Source organism: Amycolatopsis sp. NPDC003731 (assembly GCF_053586895.1).
The window spans coordinates 58,935-74,599 of the sequence record NZ_JBSFNC010000009.1 but is presented as its reverse complement, the minus strand read 5'-3'; the positions used below and the strand labels follow the sequence as shown (position 1 = coordinate 74,599).

The following is a 15,665-nucleotide window of genomic DNA, read 5'->3' as shown; positions in this document are numbered from 1 at the left end:
CTAGCTTCGGCGGCATGACGTTTTCCGAGTTCGAAACCGTGGTGGAGCTGCGGCGCTACACCCTGCACCCCGGCCGGCGCGACGAGCTGATCGAGCTGTTCGAGCGCGAGTTCGTCGAGCCGCAGGAGGCGGCGGGCGCGCACTTGTTCGGGCTGTTCCGAGCGAGAGCGTCCCCGGACGAGTTCGTGTGGCTGCGCGGCTTCCGCACGATGTCCGAGCGCAAGGCGGCGCTGGAGGCGTTCTACTCCGGCCCGGTGTGGCGGGAACACCGGTCGGCGGCGAACGCGACGATGATCGACTCCGACAACGTGCTGCTGCTGCGCCCGGTCCGCCGCGGCCTGGCCGCGCCACCACCGGGCGCGGGCGTGCACGTGACGATTTCGCCACCCGCTCCCCCGCCGGAGTCGGCGTTCGCGGCGTTCGAAACCGAGCCGTCGGAGAACAACTTCCCGCAGCTGCCGGTCCGCACGGACGGCCCGTTCTCGGTGTGCTTCAGCCGGGTGCCGTCGGAGTCGTCGTTCGAGCTGGTGCCGACCACGCGGTCACTGATCCGATGAGAGGAGTTCGATGAGCCCGGTGGGGTAGAGGATCTTGCTGCCGTCGCGGAAGTCGCGGAGGTCGACCCAGCGCGCGGTGGCGGGGTCGTCGAGGATCTTCATCTCGTCGCGCCGGTAGAAACCGGCGTCGACGAACTCGGCGGTGAAGACGAAGGCGATCTCGTGCCCGGGCCGGTCACGCCAGGTGAAGACGTTCTCGAGCACGCCGAGCCGGTCGCCGACCTCGATCTCGGCGCCGAGTTCCTCGCCGAACTCGCGCACGAGGGCGTCCTTGCTGCCTTCGCCGAACTCGATCCCGCCGCCGAGCGGCCGGTAGTAGGTCTCGCCTTTGAGGTCGTCGTGTCCTTCGAAGACGAGCAGTGCGTCGCCGCGCCGGATGACGGCGAGCGCGATGGGCCGGATCGATGGCATGGCGGCCACGCTATCGACCCGCGGCTCCCGAAGCACGAGCCCGGCCACCCACCCGGCCCCGGCCAGGCCGAGCACCCCGGCGGCCAGCCACGCCCACCCACCCCCGAACACCCCGGCCACGGCAACGACCACCACCCCGACGGGAGGTACCACCCAGGGCGAAAACCCCATCCTGACCTCGTCCCACACTCCTCGACTGGGCCTGAATGCTGGCCTAACATGGTCGGATCCTGGAGGGCGGGGTGAGGCGCATGCGCAGGCTTCGGCTCGTCGTCGCCCTGGCGTTGCCCGGTCTCTTCGGCTACGGCAAAGGCCCGCTCCCGCCGCCCGGCGAAAGTGAAGACACGTCCGGAAGCAGCAAGTGCCCGCGGTGCGGCGGCTCCCTCCGCCGTCGCGAAGGCAAGTCGTATTGCCGCAAGTGCGCCAGGGTGATCTACAAGTCTCCGGGGAACGGCTGAGGTGGCCGGCCCCGCGCTGCCCGACGCCGCGGTCGGGCTGGGGTCCCGCATCGGCCGCTACTTCAGCGTGGTCAGCGTGCTGCCCGCGCTGTTCCTCGTCGTGTGGACCGCGGCGCTGGTGACCAGCGAGGCCTGGCGGGGCCGGCCCGACGTGGGGCTGATGGTGCGCAGGCTCGGCGGGCTGAACCTCAGCGGCGCCGCGTGGCTGATCCTGGTGACGATCCTCGTCGCCCTGTTCCTCCATCCGCTGCAGGTGGGGATGACCCGGTTGCTGGAGGGCTACTGGGGAAGCTCGCGTCCGGCGGTCGTCCTGCTCCGGCTGCGCATCACCCGGTACCGGAAGCGCCGGGAACGGCTGGAGGATCGCCGGGAGGCCCTCGAGGAAACCCGTGACCGGGAGCTCGACCGGCTCCTGGCGGCCGCGCATCGCGAGGCCCTCGCGAACGGCGAGGACGACCCCGATCCCGCCGGCCTGCCCGAACGGCAGCGCAAGGACGCCCGCGAAGCGATGCTGGAGATCCCGGCCGGGCAGTCCCTCAGCGGAATCCACGCCGCGTGGTCCAGCATCCCGCGCGCGCTCGCGCGCTACCCCGACGTGGCGCGCATGATGCCGACGAGGCTCGGCAACGCCCTGCGGTCCGGCGAAGACAAGGCCGGGCGGCAATATCGGCTCGACGTCGTCAAGACCGCACCGCACATCGGTCTCGTCGCCCCGCAAAGCCACCTCGACTACATCGACGACGCCCGGCAGCAGCTCGACACGTCGGCGAGGTTGTGCGTGGTCGCGTTCGTCGTGACCCTCGAAACGGCGGCTTTCCTGGTGACCGGCGGCTGGTGGCTCCTGCTCGCGCTGGGCCCGTACTTCCTCGCGTACATCGCCTATCGCGCGTCCGTCGCGGCGGCGGAACAGTACCTGGGCATCCTCAGCACCGTGCTGGACCTGAACCGGTTCAAGGTGTACGAAAGCCTGCACCTGCCGCTGCCGACGACCGCCGAACAGGAGCGGGAGAGCAACAAGAAACTCATGAGGTTCCTCGGCGGCGAACCCGAACACCTGCGGTACAAGCACCCCGCCGCCGGTACCCCCAGCACCGGCGACAGTGCTGCTACTCCCCCAAAAACTCCCTGATCGAGAACCCCAGCGACCCGGCATCCAGCCCGTGGGCCAGATCGTGGTCCCCGATGGTCCCGTACGTCCGGACCTCCACGTCCCGCCGCACGCCCAGCGATCGCAACCGATGCGGCACATCGGAAAGCGCCTCCGCCACCCACGCGGCCGACGTTCCGGCCAGGTACGGCTCCACCAGCACGACGGAAGCGGACGAGGAAAGCACCGCCGACCGCAGACCGGCCGCGTCGAACGGGCGGATCGTCGAGGCGTACAGCACCGTCACGTCCAAGCCCGCCGTCGCGCGCAGGACCCGGTCGAGCACCGGGCCCACCGCCACCACCACGCCGGCCGACCCGGACCGCAGCCGGGTGAAGCCCACGCCCAGGTGCGGAGAAGCGTTTTCCTGCGCCGAAAGCCGCAGGTAGACCCGGCTGTCCCCGGGGATCGACTCCAGCAGCAGGCGCTCGGCCTCGGCCGGGTGGCCCGGCACGTGCACCGTCCAGCCCGGCAGGGAATCGATCAGGGCGACGTCGCCCGGCGACTGGTGCGTGCGCCCCGCCGTCGGCATGTCGTACGACGCTCCCCACGACACCAGCACGCCACCCACGTCCTGGTGCGAGAAGTCCAGCTTGATCTGCTCGAAGGCGCGCTCCACCAGGAACGGCGGGAACGTGTGCACGATCGGCCGCAGGCCCGCCAGCGCCAGCCCGGCCCCGGTGCTGACCAGCAGCTGCTCGCGGATCCCGACGTTGATCACCCGGCCCGGGTGCCGCCGGGCCGCGCCGGCGAGCTGCGCGGCCGAGATGTCGGCCAGCACGACCGCGACGTCCGGGTCGGCGTCGACGATCCGTTCGGTGGTGGCGAGGAAGGTTTCCCGCATCGGCAACATCGTTCAGCCCTTCGGTTCGACGACGGCGACCACGGCGAGCGGCCGGCCGGGGTGGGCGGTGGTGAAGGCGTCGTACAGCGCGTCGTGGTCGCGGCCGGACACCGTGCGCGTCTCCCAGCCTTCGACGGCGAAGCGGCGGGCGATGCCGTCCGGCCAGCCGCGCGTCGACGACTGGTTGTCGACCACCACCGTGGTCAGGTTTTCGAGGCCTTCACGCGCCGCGACGACGATCGCCTCGTGGTTCGAGCCTTCGTCGAGCTCGGCGTCGCCGACGAGCGTCACGACCTTCGCGTCCGTCAGGCCGCGGGCGCGCAGGCCGAGCGCGGTGCCGAACGCGATCGGCAGGCCGTGGCCGAGCGAGCCGCTGGAGATTTCGACGCCGGGGATGCGGCACCGGTCGGGGTGGTAGCCGAGCCGCGACGCCGCGTCGGACCACGTCGCCAGTTCCGCCTCGGCGATGAAGCCCTTCGCGGTGAGCACGGCGTAGTACGCCATCGGCCCGTGTCCCTTGGACAGCAGGAACCGGTCGCGGCCGGGCTCGCGGAAGTTCTCGGGCGTGACGTCGAGCACCCGGTCGTAGAGCACCCACAGGACGTCCAAAGTGGACTCGGCGGCGGCGCTGTGCTTTTCGTCGCCGGTCATCAGCGAAATCAGCCGGGGCAGAGCGGCGTAGCCCGGTGCGGTCACAGTGGTCATGACCCGACGATGCAACCTCGACTAAACTCGAAGTCAAGGATAGCCTGACCTGGTGACCAGGCTCGCTGAACATCTCAGCATCGGACAGGTGGCGGAACGCAGCGGGGTTCCGCACACGGCACTGCGGTTCTACGAGGAGAAGGGGCTGATCAGCTCGGAGCGGTCGGCGGGCAACCAGCGCCGCTACGCGCGCTCGGTGCTGCGTCGCATCGCGTTCATCCGCGCGGCGCAACGGGTCGGGCTCTCGCTCGAGGACATCAGCACGGCGCTGGAGACGCTCCCGGCGGACCACGCGCCGACGAAGGCGGACTGGGCGCGCCTGTCGCGAGACTGGCAGCACGAGCTCGACGCGCGCATCGACGCCTTGCAACGGCTTCGCGATCGCCTCACCGGCTGCGTCGGCTGTGGCTGCCTCTCCCTGCGCAGCTGCGCGCTGTACAACAACGACGACGAGCTGGCCCGCTTCGGCCCGGGCGCGAGCAAGCTGCGCCCGGCGGTCGAGGGCGGGATCTAAACCGCTTGCGCGCGGGGAGGATGCTGGGGAGGCAATGAACGAAAAGGAAATCATCCGCATCTCGAAGCGGCTGTCCCGGCACCTCCGCCACGACCCCGCCGCCCTCGGCCTGACCCTCGCGCCCGGCGGCTGGGCACCGGTCGACGCGCTCCTGCGTGCGCTGGCGATCACCCGCCCACAGCTGGACGAAGTGGTCGAGAAGAACAACAAGCGCCGCTTCGCCTTCGACGAAACCGGCACGCGCATCCGCGCCAGCCAGGGCCACAGCGTCCCGGTCGACTTGGCGTTGCCGGACGCAACACCCCCGGACGTCCTCTACCACGGAACGGTCGCGAAGTACCTCGACGCGATCTTCCACGAGGGCTTGCGCCCGATGAACCGCCACGCGGTCCACCTGTCGGCAACCCTCGAAACGGCCCGCACGGTAGGCGCCCGCCGCGGCAAGCCGGTGATCCTCCGCATCGACGCCGCCGCAATGACCGCGGCCGGCCACACCTTCCAGGTAAGCGCCAACGGAGTCTGGCTGACACCTTCAGTCCCCCCGCCCTACCTCAGCCACGCCTGACACCGTGTCGACCCTCCAATCACGCGTCATGACCCTCCAATCACGCGAGATCGCCGCCCAATCACGCGAGCCGACCGATCAAGGACACGCCCTCGCGTGATCGGACGCGGAACTCGCGTGATCAGCGGGGCATCTCGTGGAGTTGCCCCGGTGAGGCGGACACGGGGTTTTCAGGCAGCGTGGGCCTGAGCGTAGCTGATACGGGCTTCGGCCGGGATGTTCTGGCCGATGGTGGAGTGCAGCCTGTTGTGGTTGTAGTAGCGCAGCCAGGTGAACACGTCCTGGCGAGCCTGGGCGCGGGTGCGCCAGATGGTGGTGCCGATCTCGGTTTTGAGGGTGGCGAAGAAGGCTTCGGCGACGGCGTTGTCGTAGCAGGACCCGACCCGCCCCACCGACGGGCGGATCTTGTGTTCGGCGAGGGCGGTGCGGAACTGGCTGGAGGTGTACTGGACGCCGCGGTCGGAGTGGAACACCGCATCATCGTCGATGAGGCCGCGGGCAGTCGCGAGGTCGATGGCCTGGCAGACCAGGTCGGTGCGCATATGGCTGGCCATGGCGTGGCCGACGACTTCGCGGGTGTGCAGGTCGATGACCGTGGCCAGATACAACCAGCCTTCGAAGGTCGGCAGGCAGGTGATGTCCCCCACGAACCGTGTGCCGGGCGCGGTGGCGGTGAAGTCCCGGCGAATCAAGTCGGCCACCGGCGGGACCGGGCCGGCCGCAGGCCGGGTCAGCGCTCGGCGTTTGCGGCGGGTGATCCCGGCCAGGCCATGTTCGCGCATCAGCCGCTCGACCCGCTTGTGGTTCACCACGATCCCCCGCCGGTGCAGCTCCGCGGTGATCCGCGGCACCCCGTAGGCCCCGCGGTGCTCGGCATGAATCGAGGCGATCAGCGCGACCAGCTCGGCCTCGGCCTCCGCGCGGGCGGCCCGCGCCGCCTCGGCGGCGACCCATTCGTGGAAGCCTTGCCGGCGCAGGCCCAGGACCTGGCACAACCGCTTGACACCGAACTCGGTGCGGTGTTCGGAGATGAACCGGTAGCGGTAGATCATCGATCCATCTCGCGCGCAAAATAGGCGGCCGCTTTCCGCAGGATCTCCTTCTCCTTCTGCAGCTCAGCGACCTGCTTCCGCAACCGCGTCACCTCATCGGCCACCGCCGGATCCTCCACCGGCGGCCCAGCCTCCGCAGCCTGCCTGGCCACATTCACCCACGACCGCAAGGTCTCGTGGTTCACCCCGAGTTCGCGGGCGATCTGCCGCAACGGCCGATCACTCGAGTTGACCAGCTCGACCGCGTCACGACGGAACTGCTCCGGATACTTCGACCTGCGAGACACCAGGACATCCTCCCTCCAGACCACCGTCTGGAATCAAGGTGTCCGGCCCCAGGGGGCAACTCCACTCGCGTGATCGGGGAGACATCACGCGTGATTGAAGGGGCGACACGCGTGATTACAGGGTCGACACGGGGGTGAGGGGGCGGCGGCGGGGGCGGCCGAGGAGGCGGCGGCCCACGTCCAGGAGTTCCGTGCGCAGCTCTTCGTCACCCAGGCCGGCCAAGTCCGGGGATCCTCCGGCCATGGCGATCCCGGTCAACGTCACCAGGGCGTTGACGCGGGCCGTCGTGTCCGGGTCCGGGCCCGACAGGATGCCCAGCATCGCGCGGCCGAAGCCCTCCATGCCGCCGTGGGCGGACTTCTCGATCGCGCGGGCGATGCCCGGGTCGCTCGAGAACAGCGCCACCAGCGCCCGGTGGCGGATCACCAGGTCGACGAACCCCTCCAGCAGCAGATCCACCTGCGCGCCCCGGCGCTTCAGCGCGGCCGCTCGCCGGACGAGGTCGTCCAGGTCGCGGACGCCCGGCTCCGCCACCGCCTCGGTGATCTCCGCCTTCGTCTTGAAGTGGTAGTACACAGCCGCCTTGGTGATGCCCAGCGCGTCGGCGATCATCTGCAGCGACGTGCCCTCGACCCCGTGTTCGGTGAACAGGCGCAGCGCGGTCTGCAGCAGTCGGGTCCGGGTGTCCTCGGCCGGGCCGGCGGTCATTCTTCCTCCTCAGCGAGCCGTCGGAGCCTACGTCACGCCCTGTCGATCGGCAAACCGCCTTACTAGCCGAACGGCTAGGGATAAACCTTGCTGTTCGGCAAGTCACATACTTGCCGATCGGCTTGGAGTCGCCCTTGCCGATCGGCTAGCTTGGAAACGACCCTGTGGAGTGAACCGACCCCGTTCGGGCGAAACGGAGCTGACTCGTGGCGACCTTCCTGTACCGGCTCGGCCGGTTCTCCTTCCGGCGCAGAGCGCTGGTCGCGGCCGTCTGGGCGGCGGTCCTGGTGGCGCTGGGCCTGGGCGCGTTGACGCTCTCGAGCCAGCTGTCGAACTCGGTGACGATCCCCGGTACCGAGTCACAGCGGGCGATCGACCAGCTCACCGAGAAGTTCCCGCAGGCCAACGCCGGTGGCGCCACCGCGCGCGTGGTCATCGAGGCCCCGGCGGGCACCACGGTGACCGACGCGAAGGGCAAGGCTGCCGTCGAAGCCCTCGTCGGCCAGCTGAAGACGGCGCCCAAGGTCGCCGCGGTGGTCGACCCGTTCCAAGCGCAGTCCATCTCACCCGATCGGCGCGTCGCGCTCGCCCAGGTCAGTTACGGAGCGAAAGCGTACGAACTGACCGACGAGGACCGTCAGGCCCTGCTGGACACCGCGAACGCCGGACGCGCCGCCGGGTTCACGATCGAGTTCGGCGGTGACGCCGTGCAGGGTGTGCCCGCGACCGGCGCCACCGAAGGCCTGGGTGTGGCCGTCGCCGCCGTCGTGCTGATCATCACCTTCGGCTCGCTGCTCGCGGCCGGCATCCCGCTGCTCACCGCGTTGATCGGCGTCGGCACCGGGATGGCGGGCATCTTCCTCGCGTCCGGGTTCCTCGAGCTGAACTCGAACACGCCGGTGCTGGCGCTGATGATCGGCCTGGCCGTCGGCATCGACTACGCGCTGTTCATCGTCTCGCGCTACCGCCACGAACTCGGCATCGGCCGCGACCCCGAAGAAGCCGCCGGCCGCGCCGCGGGCACCGCCGGGTCCGCCGTCGTCTTCGCCGGGCTCACCGTCATCATCGCGCTGGCCGGTCTCACCGTGATCGGCATCCCGTTCCTCGGCCAGATGGGCGTCGCCGCGGCCGCCACCGTCGCGATCGCCGTGCTCATCGCCCTGACGCTGCTGCCCGCGATCCTCGGCTTCGCCGGTTCCCGGGTCGCCGGCGGCCGCATCCGGCTGCGCCGCAAGCCGGTCGAAACGACGCACGGCGAGCGTTGGGCGCGGTTCGTCGGCCGCCACCGCATCCCGGTGCTGCTGGTCGCGCTGGCCGGGATGGCCGTCGTCGCGCTGCCCGCGCTGAGCATGCAGCTCGGCCTGCCCAACGACAGCACCGCGGCGCCGGAGTCGACGCAGCGCAAGGCGTACGAGATCGCGAGCCGCAGCTTCGGCGAAGGCTCGAACGGCCCGCTGCTGGTCGTCGTCGACGTCTCCGCGAGCGGCAACCGCCAGGCCGCGCTCGGCCAGGCCGCGGCCGACATCCAGAAGCTGCCCGACGTCGCCGCCGTCACGCCGCCGCGGCTCAACCAGGCCGGCGACACGGCGTTGCTCACGGTGATCCCGAAGAGCGGCCCGAGCAGCACGCAGACCGAGGACCTGGTGGCCGCGATCCGCGCGGAATCCGGCAACCTGGACGCGAAGCTGGCCGTCACCGGCCAGACCGCGGCGAACATCGACGTCTCGGAGAAGCTGTCGGACGCGATGCTGCCGTACCTGGCGCTGATCGTCGGGCTGGCGTTCGTGCTGCTGATGCTGGTGTTCCGCTCGGTGGTGGTGCCGCTGAAGGCGACGATCGGCTTCCTCGGCTCGGTCGCGGCGACGTTCGGCGCGGTGGTCGCGGTGTTCCAGTGGGGCTGGCTGACGGACCTGCTCGGCGTCGAGTCGACCGGCCCGATCATGAGCATGCTGCCGATCCTGCTGATCGGCGTGCTGTTCGGGCTGGCGATGGACTACCAGGTGTTCCTGGTGACGCGGATGCGCGAGGAGCACGTCCACGGCGCGGAGCCGCAGGAAGCGATGGTCACCGGCTTCCGCCACGGCGCCCGGGTGGTCGTCGCGGCGGCGCTGATCATGATCAGCGTGTTCGCCGGCTTCGTCCTCGCCGAATCGTCGCTGATCCAGTCGATCGGCTTCGCGCTGGCGTTCGGCGTGCTGGTGGACGCCTTCGTGGTCCGGATGACCCTGGTCCCGGCCGTGATGTCGCTGCTGGGCCGCAGCGCGTGGTGGCTGCCGAAGTGGCTGGACCGCATCCTGCCGGACGTCGACGTCGAGGGCGAGAAGCTCACGAAGCACCTGGACGAGCCCGAAGAGCGGGAACTGGTCGGCGCGAATCGCTGACGACAATTTCCCACCGGCCCGGCGGTGATGTGGACAACCACGTCACGGCCGGGCTTTTTCCGTTCTCCGCGGGCCACGAATTACACTACGACGTGTGACGAGGACGACAGTTCTGATCAAGGTCGAGGGTGAAGACGACGCGCTCGGACTGCTGCGTTGGCTCGAGGAAGATTTTCCGGGGAAAGTGCGCCTGGACGACCATTCCGCGGCCGAAGGCACGATGGGCCCGGCGCTCGATACGGTCTCCTTGGTGGCCACCAGCGGTTTCACCGCACTGACCACCGCTCTCGTGGCTTACCTCAGGACGCGGGGCATGAAGGTCGACATCACGGTCAAGGCGGGTGACAAAACCGTTTCCCTCAAGGGCGAACGCATTCACCGGACCGCCGTCAAGGACCTCAACGACGCCGCGGTCACGCTGGCCAAGCAACTCGGCGAGGAATGAATGCGCCTGGCCGACCCCCAAGGGGCCAAAGCGATCCTGATCGGCGCCGCCCGATACGACGACCCGGAGCTGCACGACATCGCTCAAGCAAGAGCCAACGTGGAGGACCTCGCCGACATCCTCGTCGATCCCGGGCTCGGCGGTTTTCTCCCGGCGAACGTCCGCACGATGGTCAACCCGCGGCACAAGGACGACGCGGAGGTGGAAATCGCGCGCTGGTGCCGCACGGCCACCGACACCTTGGTCGTCTACTACGCCGGCCATGGCCTCGTCGACGTCGACGGCGAGCTGCTGCTCGCCACGAGTGACACGATCAAAGCCGAAAAGGAATTCCGCTCGCTGCGTGCCGACATCCTGCGCCGGGCCGTCCGGGACAGCGAAGCCGAGGTCAAGATCTTCATCGTGGACTGCTGCTACTCCGGTCGTGCGTTCGGCACCCCGATGGCGGACGAGACTTCCGGCGTCCTCGAACAGATCGAGGCGAAGGGTACGTGCGGCCTGGCGTCGGCGCCCCGGCACCTGGCGGCGCTGTTCGTCGAGGGCGAGCGCCACACGGTGTTCTCGGGTGAGCTGATCACGGTGCTGCGGGACGGGCTGCCCGGTGAGGGGCCGGTGCTCCCGCTGTTCACGATCTACCGGCAGCTGTGCCGCCGGATGCGCGAGCGCGATCACCCCGAACCGAAGATCATGCACAGCGACTCGATCGGCGAGTTCGCACTGGTCCGCAACCGCGCCCACCGCCCGACGGAAAAGCCGGTTCCGCGGGCCAAGACCCGGCCGGTCAGGCCGAAGCCGCGACCACCACTCCGGAACGGGTCCGGCCGCCTGCGGTTGCACACCATCGCCGAGGCCGACGCGCTCGTGAGCGGCTTCCCGCGTGGCGGCACGACGAACACCGCGCTCGCCTCGGCCGCGAAACAGTCGATCTGGCCCGTGCTCGCCCGGCTGCGGTTCGTCTCGGAACTGGCGCACGCCGGCCAGACGGTCTCCGCGGTGGAAGCCCTGCGGAAACTCCGAGTGGCCGAACTGGCGCAGGCGCTCGGCGCCGTCAAGCAATTGCGCTACGACCTGGCCACCGGCCGGGCGTGGGAAAGCGGCGACTGGGACGTCGGCGAACTGATCGCGGGCACCGAGCCGGTCAGCGACGTCGAAGCCAGGCAACTCTGGGGAACCGCCATGGCGATGCTGCTCACCGCCGCCAGGCTGCCCACTCCCCTGCGCATTCAAGCGATCAGGGAACTCGCCGACCTCGGCCACCGCGACGAGGCGGCGTGGATCGCGCGGGGCATGCTGCGCGATCGGTGGCCCGACCCGGACCTCATCAGTGAGGTCACGGCGTTCCTGCATGAGGAAGAAGGCGGAACACCGGGTCGGACCGGCGCAGATCGTTGAGCGCCTCGGCGATCCGGCCGGGCACGGCCCGCGCCTTGATCAGCCGCGCCAGTTCGGTGAACGCCAGGTACCCGGTCCGCGTCGCGGCCGCGGCCGCGGCGACCGCCACCACCACGAGGACGGCCACCAGCCAGCCCGGCGGCTCCCCGAAGATCAGTGCGGCCAGCGCCGCCACGAAGGCGAAACCGGTGACCAGCGAGCTCAGCGCGGCGAGTTCGTGCTCCATGTTGTCGATGGCATCCCCGACCACGTCGCTGGACTCGTTGTCGAGCAGGTCGTCGGCCAGCGCGCAGAGCAGCAAGAACGCGAGCAACGGCACGACCAGGTACCCGCCGACCACCGCGGCCGCCGTCAGCAGGAAGTCGACGAAACCCGGCAAGTCGAAGGTCGCCACGGTGGTGACCAGCACAACGGCCACGCCGGTCCCGATGCCCGCCACCAGCAGCAGCAAGCTCCCGTAGTAATCCGTCGCGACCCCGGAGCCCGGCAGGGTGTCGTCCACGAAGACCACAACCGCCGCGGTGATGACGAAGGCGGCGGCGAACGCCGCCGTGCTCAGGTTCACCAGGTCGTCCCAGCCGGCACCGAAGTCGACGAAGATGTCGCTCACCAGGGAGGCCACGGCGAACAAGGGCAACCTGACGACCGCGTTTTCCCCGCCCCCGGCGTAGCACACGGAGACCGCCCCGGCGCCGATCAGCAGCGTAACCAGAAGGCCGAGCAATGGCTGCGGATCGTGCATGGCGCGGGAAAAGTGCGTCACCCAGTCGGCGACGAGTATCCCGACCCCGAGGGTCAGCGGGAACACCCCGTAGCCGTAACCGTGCTGAGCGATCGCGGTCAGCAGCAGCACGACGCCGATGCCGACCGCGACCCACGAGCCGCCCGTGACGAAATCGGTGCCCTTCGGGGGAACGGTGATGACGCGGTGCGCGAAAAGCCCGGCGATACCCAGGATGATCACGAGAAGTCCGGCTCTGCCCACGGTCGGTCATGGTACCGCCGGGGCGCTCGGCGTCAGCTCGAGAGCCAGAAGATCGCGCCGCCGATGGCCAGCAGGGCCGCGATGCCCAGGACCGCCGCCATGAACTTCGACGACTTCCAGGTCGACCAGACCCCGCCCACCAGAAAACCTCCGAGGGCGAGCAACAGCACCCCGACCACGCCGTTGCTCACAGGACGCCCTTCGTCGAGGGGATGCCGCCCGCGCGCGGGTCCGGCTCCGTTGCCGCGCGCAGCGCGCGGGCGACCGCCTTGTACTCCGCCTCCGCTATGTGGTGCGGGTCGCGGCCGTGGATCACTCGGACGTGCAACGCGATCTGGGCGTGGAACGCCAGCGAGTCGAACACGTGGCGGGTCAGCACGAACGGGTAGTTTCCGCCGATCGTGAACGTGTTGAACTGCTCCGGCTCGCCCACGTGCACGCAGTACGGCCGACCCGAGACGTCGATCGCCGCGTGGGCGAGGGTTTCGTCCATCGGGATCCAGGCGTCGCCGAAGCGGCGGATTCCGCTCTTGTCGCCCAGGGCCTGGCGGATCGCCTGGCCCAGCACGATCGCCGTGTCCTCGACCGTGTGGTGGGCGTCGATGTGGACGTCGCCGGTGGCTTCCACCTTCAGGTCGAGCGAGCCGTGGACGCCGAACGCCGTCAGCATGTGGTCGTAGAACGGGACGCCGGTCGAGATCTCGACCTCGCCCGTCCCGTCGAGGTCCAGCTGCACGGAGATCGAGGACTCCTTGGTGGTCCGTTCGACCTTGCCGATGCGGGTCATCGGGAAACTTCCTTACTCGCCTCGAGGAAGGCGTCGTTCTCTTCCGGGGTGCCGATGCTCACGCGCAGGTGACCGGGGATGCCCGGGTCGCGGATCAGCACCCCGCGCTCCAAATAGGACTGCCAAGCCGCCGCCGGGGACGCGAACCGTCCGAAGAGGACGAAGTTCGAGTCGCTCGGCACCGGGTCGTACCCCAGTCCCGCCAACGCCTCCACGACGCGGTCGCGCTCCGCCGCCAGCTTGTGCACGCTGTCCAAAGTGGCGTCCGCGTGCCGCAGCGCCGCCCGGGCCGCCGCCTGCGTCAGCCGCGAGAGGTGGTAGGGCAGGCGCACCAGCTGCAGGGCGTCGACCACCGCCGGCGCCGCCGCCAGGTAGCCGAGGCGGCCGCCCGCGAAGGCGAACGCCTTGCTCATCGTCCGCGACACGATCAACGACGACGGGTAGTCCGCCAGCAGCGAGACCGCGCTCGGCTGGGACGAGAACTCCGCGTACGCCTCGTCGACGACCACCATTCCAGTGGCCGCGTCGAGCAACGCGCGCAGCTCGTCGAGCGGGATCGAGCCGCCCGTCGGGTTGTTCGGGCTGGTCACGAACACGATGTCCGGCCGCTTCGAGCGAACGAGAGCGGCCGCCGAGGCCGTGTCCAGCGAAAAGTCGTCGCGGCGGGGCGCCGGGACCCACTCGGTGCGGGTGCCGGACGCGATGATCGGGTGCATCGAGTACGACGGCTCGAAGCCCAGCGCGCTGCGCCCGGGACCGCCGAACGCCTGCAGGATCTGCTGCAGCACCTCGTTGGACCCGTTCGCCGCCCAGACGTTCGCCTCCGACAGCACCACCCGCGTCGACACGCTCAGGTAGTCCGCCAGGTCCTGTCGCAGCGCCAGCGCGTCGCGATCCGGGTAGCGGTGCAGCTCGGCCGCCTCCGCGCGAACGGCCTCCGCCACGTCCGCGACCAGCGCGGGCGGCGGCGGGTAGGGGTTCTCGTTCGTGTTCAGCCGGACCGGGACGTCCAGCTGCGGCGCCCCGTAGGGCGACTTGCCGCGCAGGTCGTCGCGCAGCGGCAGCTGGTCCAGCGTGACCTCTTCGCCGATCGTCATCGGACCGCACCTCCGAAGCGGGCGGCGACGGCCTCGCCGTGCGCGGGCAGGTCCTCGGCGTCGGCCAGCGCGACGACGCGGCCGGCGACCTCGCGCAGCGCCTCCTCGGAGTAGTCCACGACGTGGATGCCCTTGAGGAAGCTCTGCACGGACAGGCCCGAGGAGTGCCGGGCGAACCCGCCGGTGGGCAGCACGTGGTTGGACCCGGCGCAGTAGTCGCCGAGCGACACCGGGGCGTACGCGCCGACGAAGATCGCGCCCGCGTTGCGGACCCGGGCGGCGACCGCACGCGCGTCCGCCGTCTGGATCTCCAGGTGCTCGGCGGCGTAGGCGTCGACGACCCGGAGCCCGTCCTCCACTGTGGACACCAGGATGACGCCGGACTGCTTGCCGGCCAGGGCTTCGGCGACCCGCGAACTGTGCTTCGTCGCGGCGACGCGGTCGACCAGCTCCTGGTCGACGGCGTCGGCCAGCTCGGTCGACGTCGTCACCAGGACGCTCGCCGCCAGGGGGTCGTGCTCGGCCTGGCTGATCAGGTCGGCGGCGACGTGCACCGGGTCGGCCGTCTCGTCGGCGAGGATGGCGATCTCGGTGGGCCCGGCTTCGGCGTCGATGCCGATCAGGCCGCGCAGGAGCCGCTTGGCCGCGGTGAGGTAGATGTTGCCGGGGCCGGTGACGACGTCGACCGGCGCCAGCTCGGCGCCGTCGGTGTCCGTGCCGCCGTACGCCAGCAGCGCGACGGCCTGCGCGCCGCCGGCCGCCCACACCTCGTCGACGCCGAGGAGCTCGGCCGCGGCGAGGATGGTCGGGTGCGGCAGGCCGTCGAACGCGGCCTGCGGCGGCGAGCAGACGACCAGCGAGCCGACCCCGGCGATCTGCGCCGGGACGACGTTCATCACCACGGTCGAGGGATACACGGCCAGCCCGCCCGGGGCGTACAGCCCGACGCGCTCCACAGGCACCCACTTCTCGGTGACCGTGCCGCCCTCGACGACGGTGGTCGTGACGTCGGTGCGGCGCTGCTCGGCGTGCACCTTCCGGGCCCGGGCGATCGACTCCTCCAGCGCGGCCCGCACCGCGGGGTCGAGCTCCTCCAGAGCGCGGGTCAGCGCCGCCCGCGGCACGCGCACGGACGCCGGGCGCACCTTGTCGAACTTCTCGGTGTATTCGAGGACGGCTTCGACACCGCGGTCACGAACCGCCTCGACCACCGGGCGCACGTGATGCAGCGCCGCGTCCACGTCGTATTCGGCGCGGGGGAGCGTGGCGCGCAGTTCGGCGGCGGTCGGGACCTGCCCGCGCAGGTCGGTGCGGTTCAACATGCCCCCA

19 protein-coding genes are annotated in these 15,665 nt (G+C 70.3%); 8 read left to right on the top strand and 11 right to left on the bottom strand.

The features are described 5' to 3' along the window. Window positions 1–14: 14 nt before the first annotated feature. Window positions 15–557 (top strand): NIPSNAP family protein, encoded by a 543-nt coding sequence (locus tag ACWDN5_RS06095; RefSeq protein WP_310977202.1) that lies wholly within the window; start codon window positions 15–17, stop codon window positions 555–557. Here the strand turns inward: ACWDN5_RS06095 and ACWDN5_RS06090 are convergent. Then, the gene (locus tag ACWDN5_RS06090; protein ID WP_449674896.1) at window positions 543–1,100 is read right to left on the bottom strand and encodes an NUDIX hydrolase; all 558 of its coding nucleotides are present in this window, start codon (window positions 1,098–1,100) and stop codon (window positions 543–545) included. The genes ACWDN5_RS06095 and ACWDN5_RS06090 overlap by 15 nt on opposite strands. 119 nt (window positions 1,101–1,219) lie before the next feature. Here ACWDN5_RS06090 and ACWDN5_RS06085 point away from each other — a divergent pair, with 119 nt between their 5' ends. Together ACWDN5_RS06085 and ACWDN5_RS06080 are read left to right on the top strand one after the other, a co-directional pair. Further along, window positions 1,220–1,426, top strand: coding sequence for a hypothetical protein (locus tag ACWDN5_RS06085; RefSeq protein ID WP_310977200.1), 207 nt, complete (start codon window positions 1,220–1,222; stop codon window positions 1,424–1,426). A 1-nt stretch (window position 1,427) separates the two neighbouring features. After that, window positions 1,428–2,555, top strand: a complete 1,128-nt coding sequence (locus tag ACWDN5_RS06080; protein WP_449674894.1) for a hypothetical protein — start codon at window positions 1,428–1,430, stop codon at window positions 2,553–2,555. Here the strand turns inward: ACWDN5_RS06080 and ACWDN5_RS06075 are convergent. Together ACWDN5_RS06075 and ACWDN5_RS06070 are read right to left on the bottom strand one after the other, a co-directional pair. Continuing rightward, window positions 2,533–3,423 carry a transketolase family protein gene (locus tag ACWDN5_RS06075; protein ID WP_449674948.1) on the bottom strand — a complete coding sequence of 297 codons (891 nt, stop codon included), beginning with the start codon at window positions 3,421–3,423 and terminating at the stop codon, window positions 2,533–2,535. The genes ACWDN5_RS06080 and ACWDN5_RS06075 overlap by 23 nt on opposite strands. A 6-nt stretch (window positions 3,424–3,429) precedes the next feature. Continuing rightward, on the bottom strand, window positions 3,430–4,122 hold the full coding sequence (locus tag ACWDN5_RS06070) for a thiamine pyrophosphate-dependent enzyme (protein WP_310977197.1): 693 nt from the start codon (window positions 4,120–4,122) through the stop codon (window positions 3,430–3,432). A gap of 52 nt (window positions 4,123–4,174) precedes the next feature. On the opposite strand from ACWDN5_RS06070, the gene soxR reads away from it, so the two are divergent. Together soxR and ACWDN5_RS06060 are read left to right on the top strand one after the other, a co-directional pair. Then, complete coding sequence (gene soxR / locus ACWDN5_RS06065) at window positions 4,175–4,636, top strand: redox-sensitive transcriptional activator SoxR (protein ID WP_310977196.1); 462 nt, start codon at window positions 4,175–4,177, stop codon at window positions 4,634–4,636. A gap of 34 nt (window positions 4,637–4,670) precedes the next feature. Beyond that, window positions 4,671–5,201, top strand: a complete 531-nt coding sequence (locus ACWDN5_RS06060; RefSeq protein ID WP_449674892.1) for an RNA 2'-phosphotransferase — start codon at window positions 4,671–4,673, stop codon at window positions 5,199–5,201. Window positions 5,202–5,371: 170 nt separating this feature from the next. Here ACWDN5_RS06060 and ACWDN5_RS06055 read toward each other — a convergent pair whose 3' ends face one another. From ACWDN5_RS06055 to ACWDN5_RS06045, 3 genes are all read right to left on the bottom strand, one after another. Then, a complete protein-coding gene (locus tag ACWDN5_RS06055) occupies window positions 5,372–6,253 on the bottom strand; it encodes an IS3 family transposase (protein ID WP_449674890.1) in 882 nt (293 codons plus the stop codon). Continuing rightward, entirely contained in the window at window positions 6,250–6,564 is a 315-nt protein-coding gene (locus tag ACWDN5_RS06050) for a transposase (RefSeq protein WP_449674888.1), read from the bottom strand. The genes ACWDN5_RS06055 and ACWDN5_RS06050 overlap by 4 nt, the downstream gene beginning before the upstream one ends. Window positions 6,565–6,655: 91 nt before the next feature. After that, on the bottom strand, window positions 6,656–7,249 hold the full coding sequence (locus ACWDN5_RS06045) for a TetR/AcrR family transcriptional regulator (protein WP_449674886.1): 594 nt from the start codon (window positions 7,247–7,249) through the stop codon (window positions 6,656–6,658). Between the two features lie 206 nt (window positions 7,250–7,455). On the opposite strand from ACWDN5_RS06045, the gene ACWDN5_RS06040 reads away from it, so the two are divergent. From ACWDN5_RS06040 to ACWDN5_RS06030, 3 genes are all read left to right on the top strand, one after another. Then, window positions 7,456–9,630 carry an MMPL family transporter gene (locus ACWDN5_RS06040; protein ID WP_310977193.1) on the top strand — a complete coding sequence of 725 codons (2,175 nt, stop codon included), beginning with the start codon at window positions 7,456–7,458 and terminating at the stop codon, window positions 9,628–9,630. A 94-nt stretch (window positions 9,631–9,724) separates the two neighbouring features. Continuing rightward, the gene (locus ACWDN5_RS06035) at window positions 9,725–10,075 is read left to right on the top strand and encodes an effector-associated constant component EACC1 (RefSeq protein WP_310977192.1); all 351 of its coding nucleotides are present in this window, start codon (window positions 9,725–9,727) and stop codon (window positions 10,073–10,075) included. Continuing rightward, window positions 10,076–11,467, top strand: a complete 1,392-nt coding sequence (locus tag ACWDN5_RS06030; protein ID WP_449674883.1) for a caspase family protein — start codon at window positions 10,076–10,078, stop codon at window positions 11,465–11,467. Here ACWDN5_RS06030 and ACWDN5_RS06025 read toward each other — a convergent pair. Genes ACWDN5_RS06025 through hisD form a run of 5 tightly spaced genes read right to left on the bottom strand, consistent with a single transcriptional unit; the run spans window position 11,406 to window position 15,658 of the window. Next, window positions 11,406–12,452: a hypothetical protein gene (locus tag ACWDN5_RS06025; protein ID WP_449674881.1), complete on the bottom strand. Its 1,047-nt coding sequence runs from the start codon at window positions 12,450–12,452 to the stop codon at window positions 11,406–11,408. The genes ACWDN5_RS06030 and ACWDN5_RS06025 overlap by 62 nt on opposite strands. 32 nt (window positions 12,453–12,484) lie before the next feature. Beyond that, the gene (locus tag ACWDN5_RS06020; RefSeq protein ID WP_310977189.1) at window positions 12,485–12,643 is read right to left on the bottom strand and encodes a hypothetical protein; all 159 of its coding nucleotides are present in this window, start codon (window positions 12,641–12,643) and stop codon (window positions 12,485–12,487) included. Beyond that, window positions 12,640–13,239 (bottom strand): imidazoleglycerol-phosphate dehydratase HisB, encoded by a 600-nt coding sequence (gene hisB, locus ACWDN5_RS06015; RefSeq protein ID WP_308675145.1) that lies wholly within the window; start codon window positions 13,237–13,239, stop codon window positions 12,640–12,642. Before hisB ends, ACWDN5_RS06020 begins: the two co-directional genes overlap by 4 nt. Beyond that, window positions 13,236–14,336 (bottom strand): histidinol-phosphate transaminase, encoded by a 1,101-nt coding sequence (locus tag ACWDN5_RS06010; RefSeq protein ID WP_449674878.1) that lies wholly within the window; start codon window positions 14,334–14,336, stop codon window positions 13,236–13,238. Before ACWDN5_RS06010 ends, hisB begins: the two co-directional genes overlap by 4 nt. Then, window positions 14,333–15,658, bottom strand: a complete 1,326-nt coding sequence (gene hisD, locus ACWDN5_RS06005; protein ID WP_449674876.1) for a histidinol dehydrogenase — start codon at window positions 15,656–15,658, stop codon at window positions 14,333–14,335. The genes ACWDN5_RS06010 and hisD overlap by 4 nt, the downstream gene beginning before the upstream one ends. Window positions 15,659–15,665 lie beyond the last annotated feature (7 nt).

Excerpts from the sequence above, each read along its gene's own strand:
- ACWDN5_RS06010 (WP_449674878.1), bottom strand. The coding sequence starts at position 14,336 with ATGACGATCGGCGAAGAGGTCACGCTGGACCAGCTGCCGCTGCGCGAC.
- ACWDN5_RS06055 (WP_449674890.1), bottom strand. The coding sequence starts at position 6,253 with ATGATCTACCGCTACCGGTTCATCTCCGAACACCGCACCGAGTTCGGT.
- ACWDN5_RS06085 (WP_310977200.1), top strand. The coding sequence starts at position 1,220 with ATGCGCAGGCTTCGGCTCGTCGTCGCCCTGGCGTTGCCCGGTCTCTTC.
- ACWDN5_RS06070 (WP_310977197.1), bottom strand. The coding sequence starts at position 4,122 with ATGACCACTGTGACCGCACCGGGCTACGCCGCTCTGCCCCGGCTGATT.
- ACWDN5_RS06045 (WP_449674886.1), bottom strand. The coding sequence starts at position 7,249 with ATGACCGCCGGCCCGGCCGAGGACACCCGGACCCGACTGCTGCAGACC.
- ACWDN5_RS06095 (WP_310977202.1), top strand. The coding sequence starts at position 15 with ATGACGTTTTCCGAGTTCGAAACCGTGGTGGAGCTGCGGCGCTACACC.
- hisB (WP_308675145.1), bottom strand. The coding sequence starts at position 13,239 with ATGACCCGCATCGGCAAGGTCGAACGGACCACCAAGGAGTCCTCGATC.
- ACWDN5_RS06060 (WP_449674892.1), top strand. The coding sequence starts at position 4,671 with ATGAACGAAAAGGAAATCATCCGCATCTCGAAGCGGCTGTCCCGGCAC.
- hisD (WP_449674876.1), bottom strand. The coding sequence starts at position 15,658 with ATGTTGAACCGCACCGACCTGCGCGGGCAGGTCCCGACCGCCGCCGAA.
- ACWDN5_RS06030 (WP_449674883.1), top strand. The coding sequence starts at position 10,076 with ATGCGCCTGGCCGACCCCCAAGGGGCCAAAGCGATCCTGATCGGCGCC.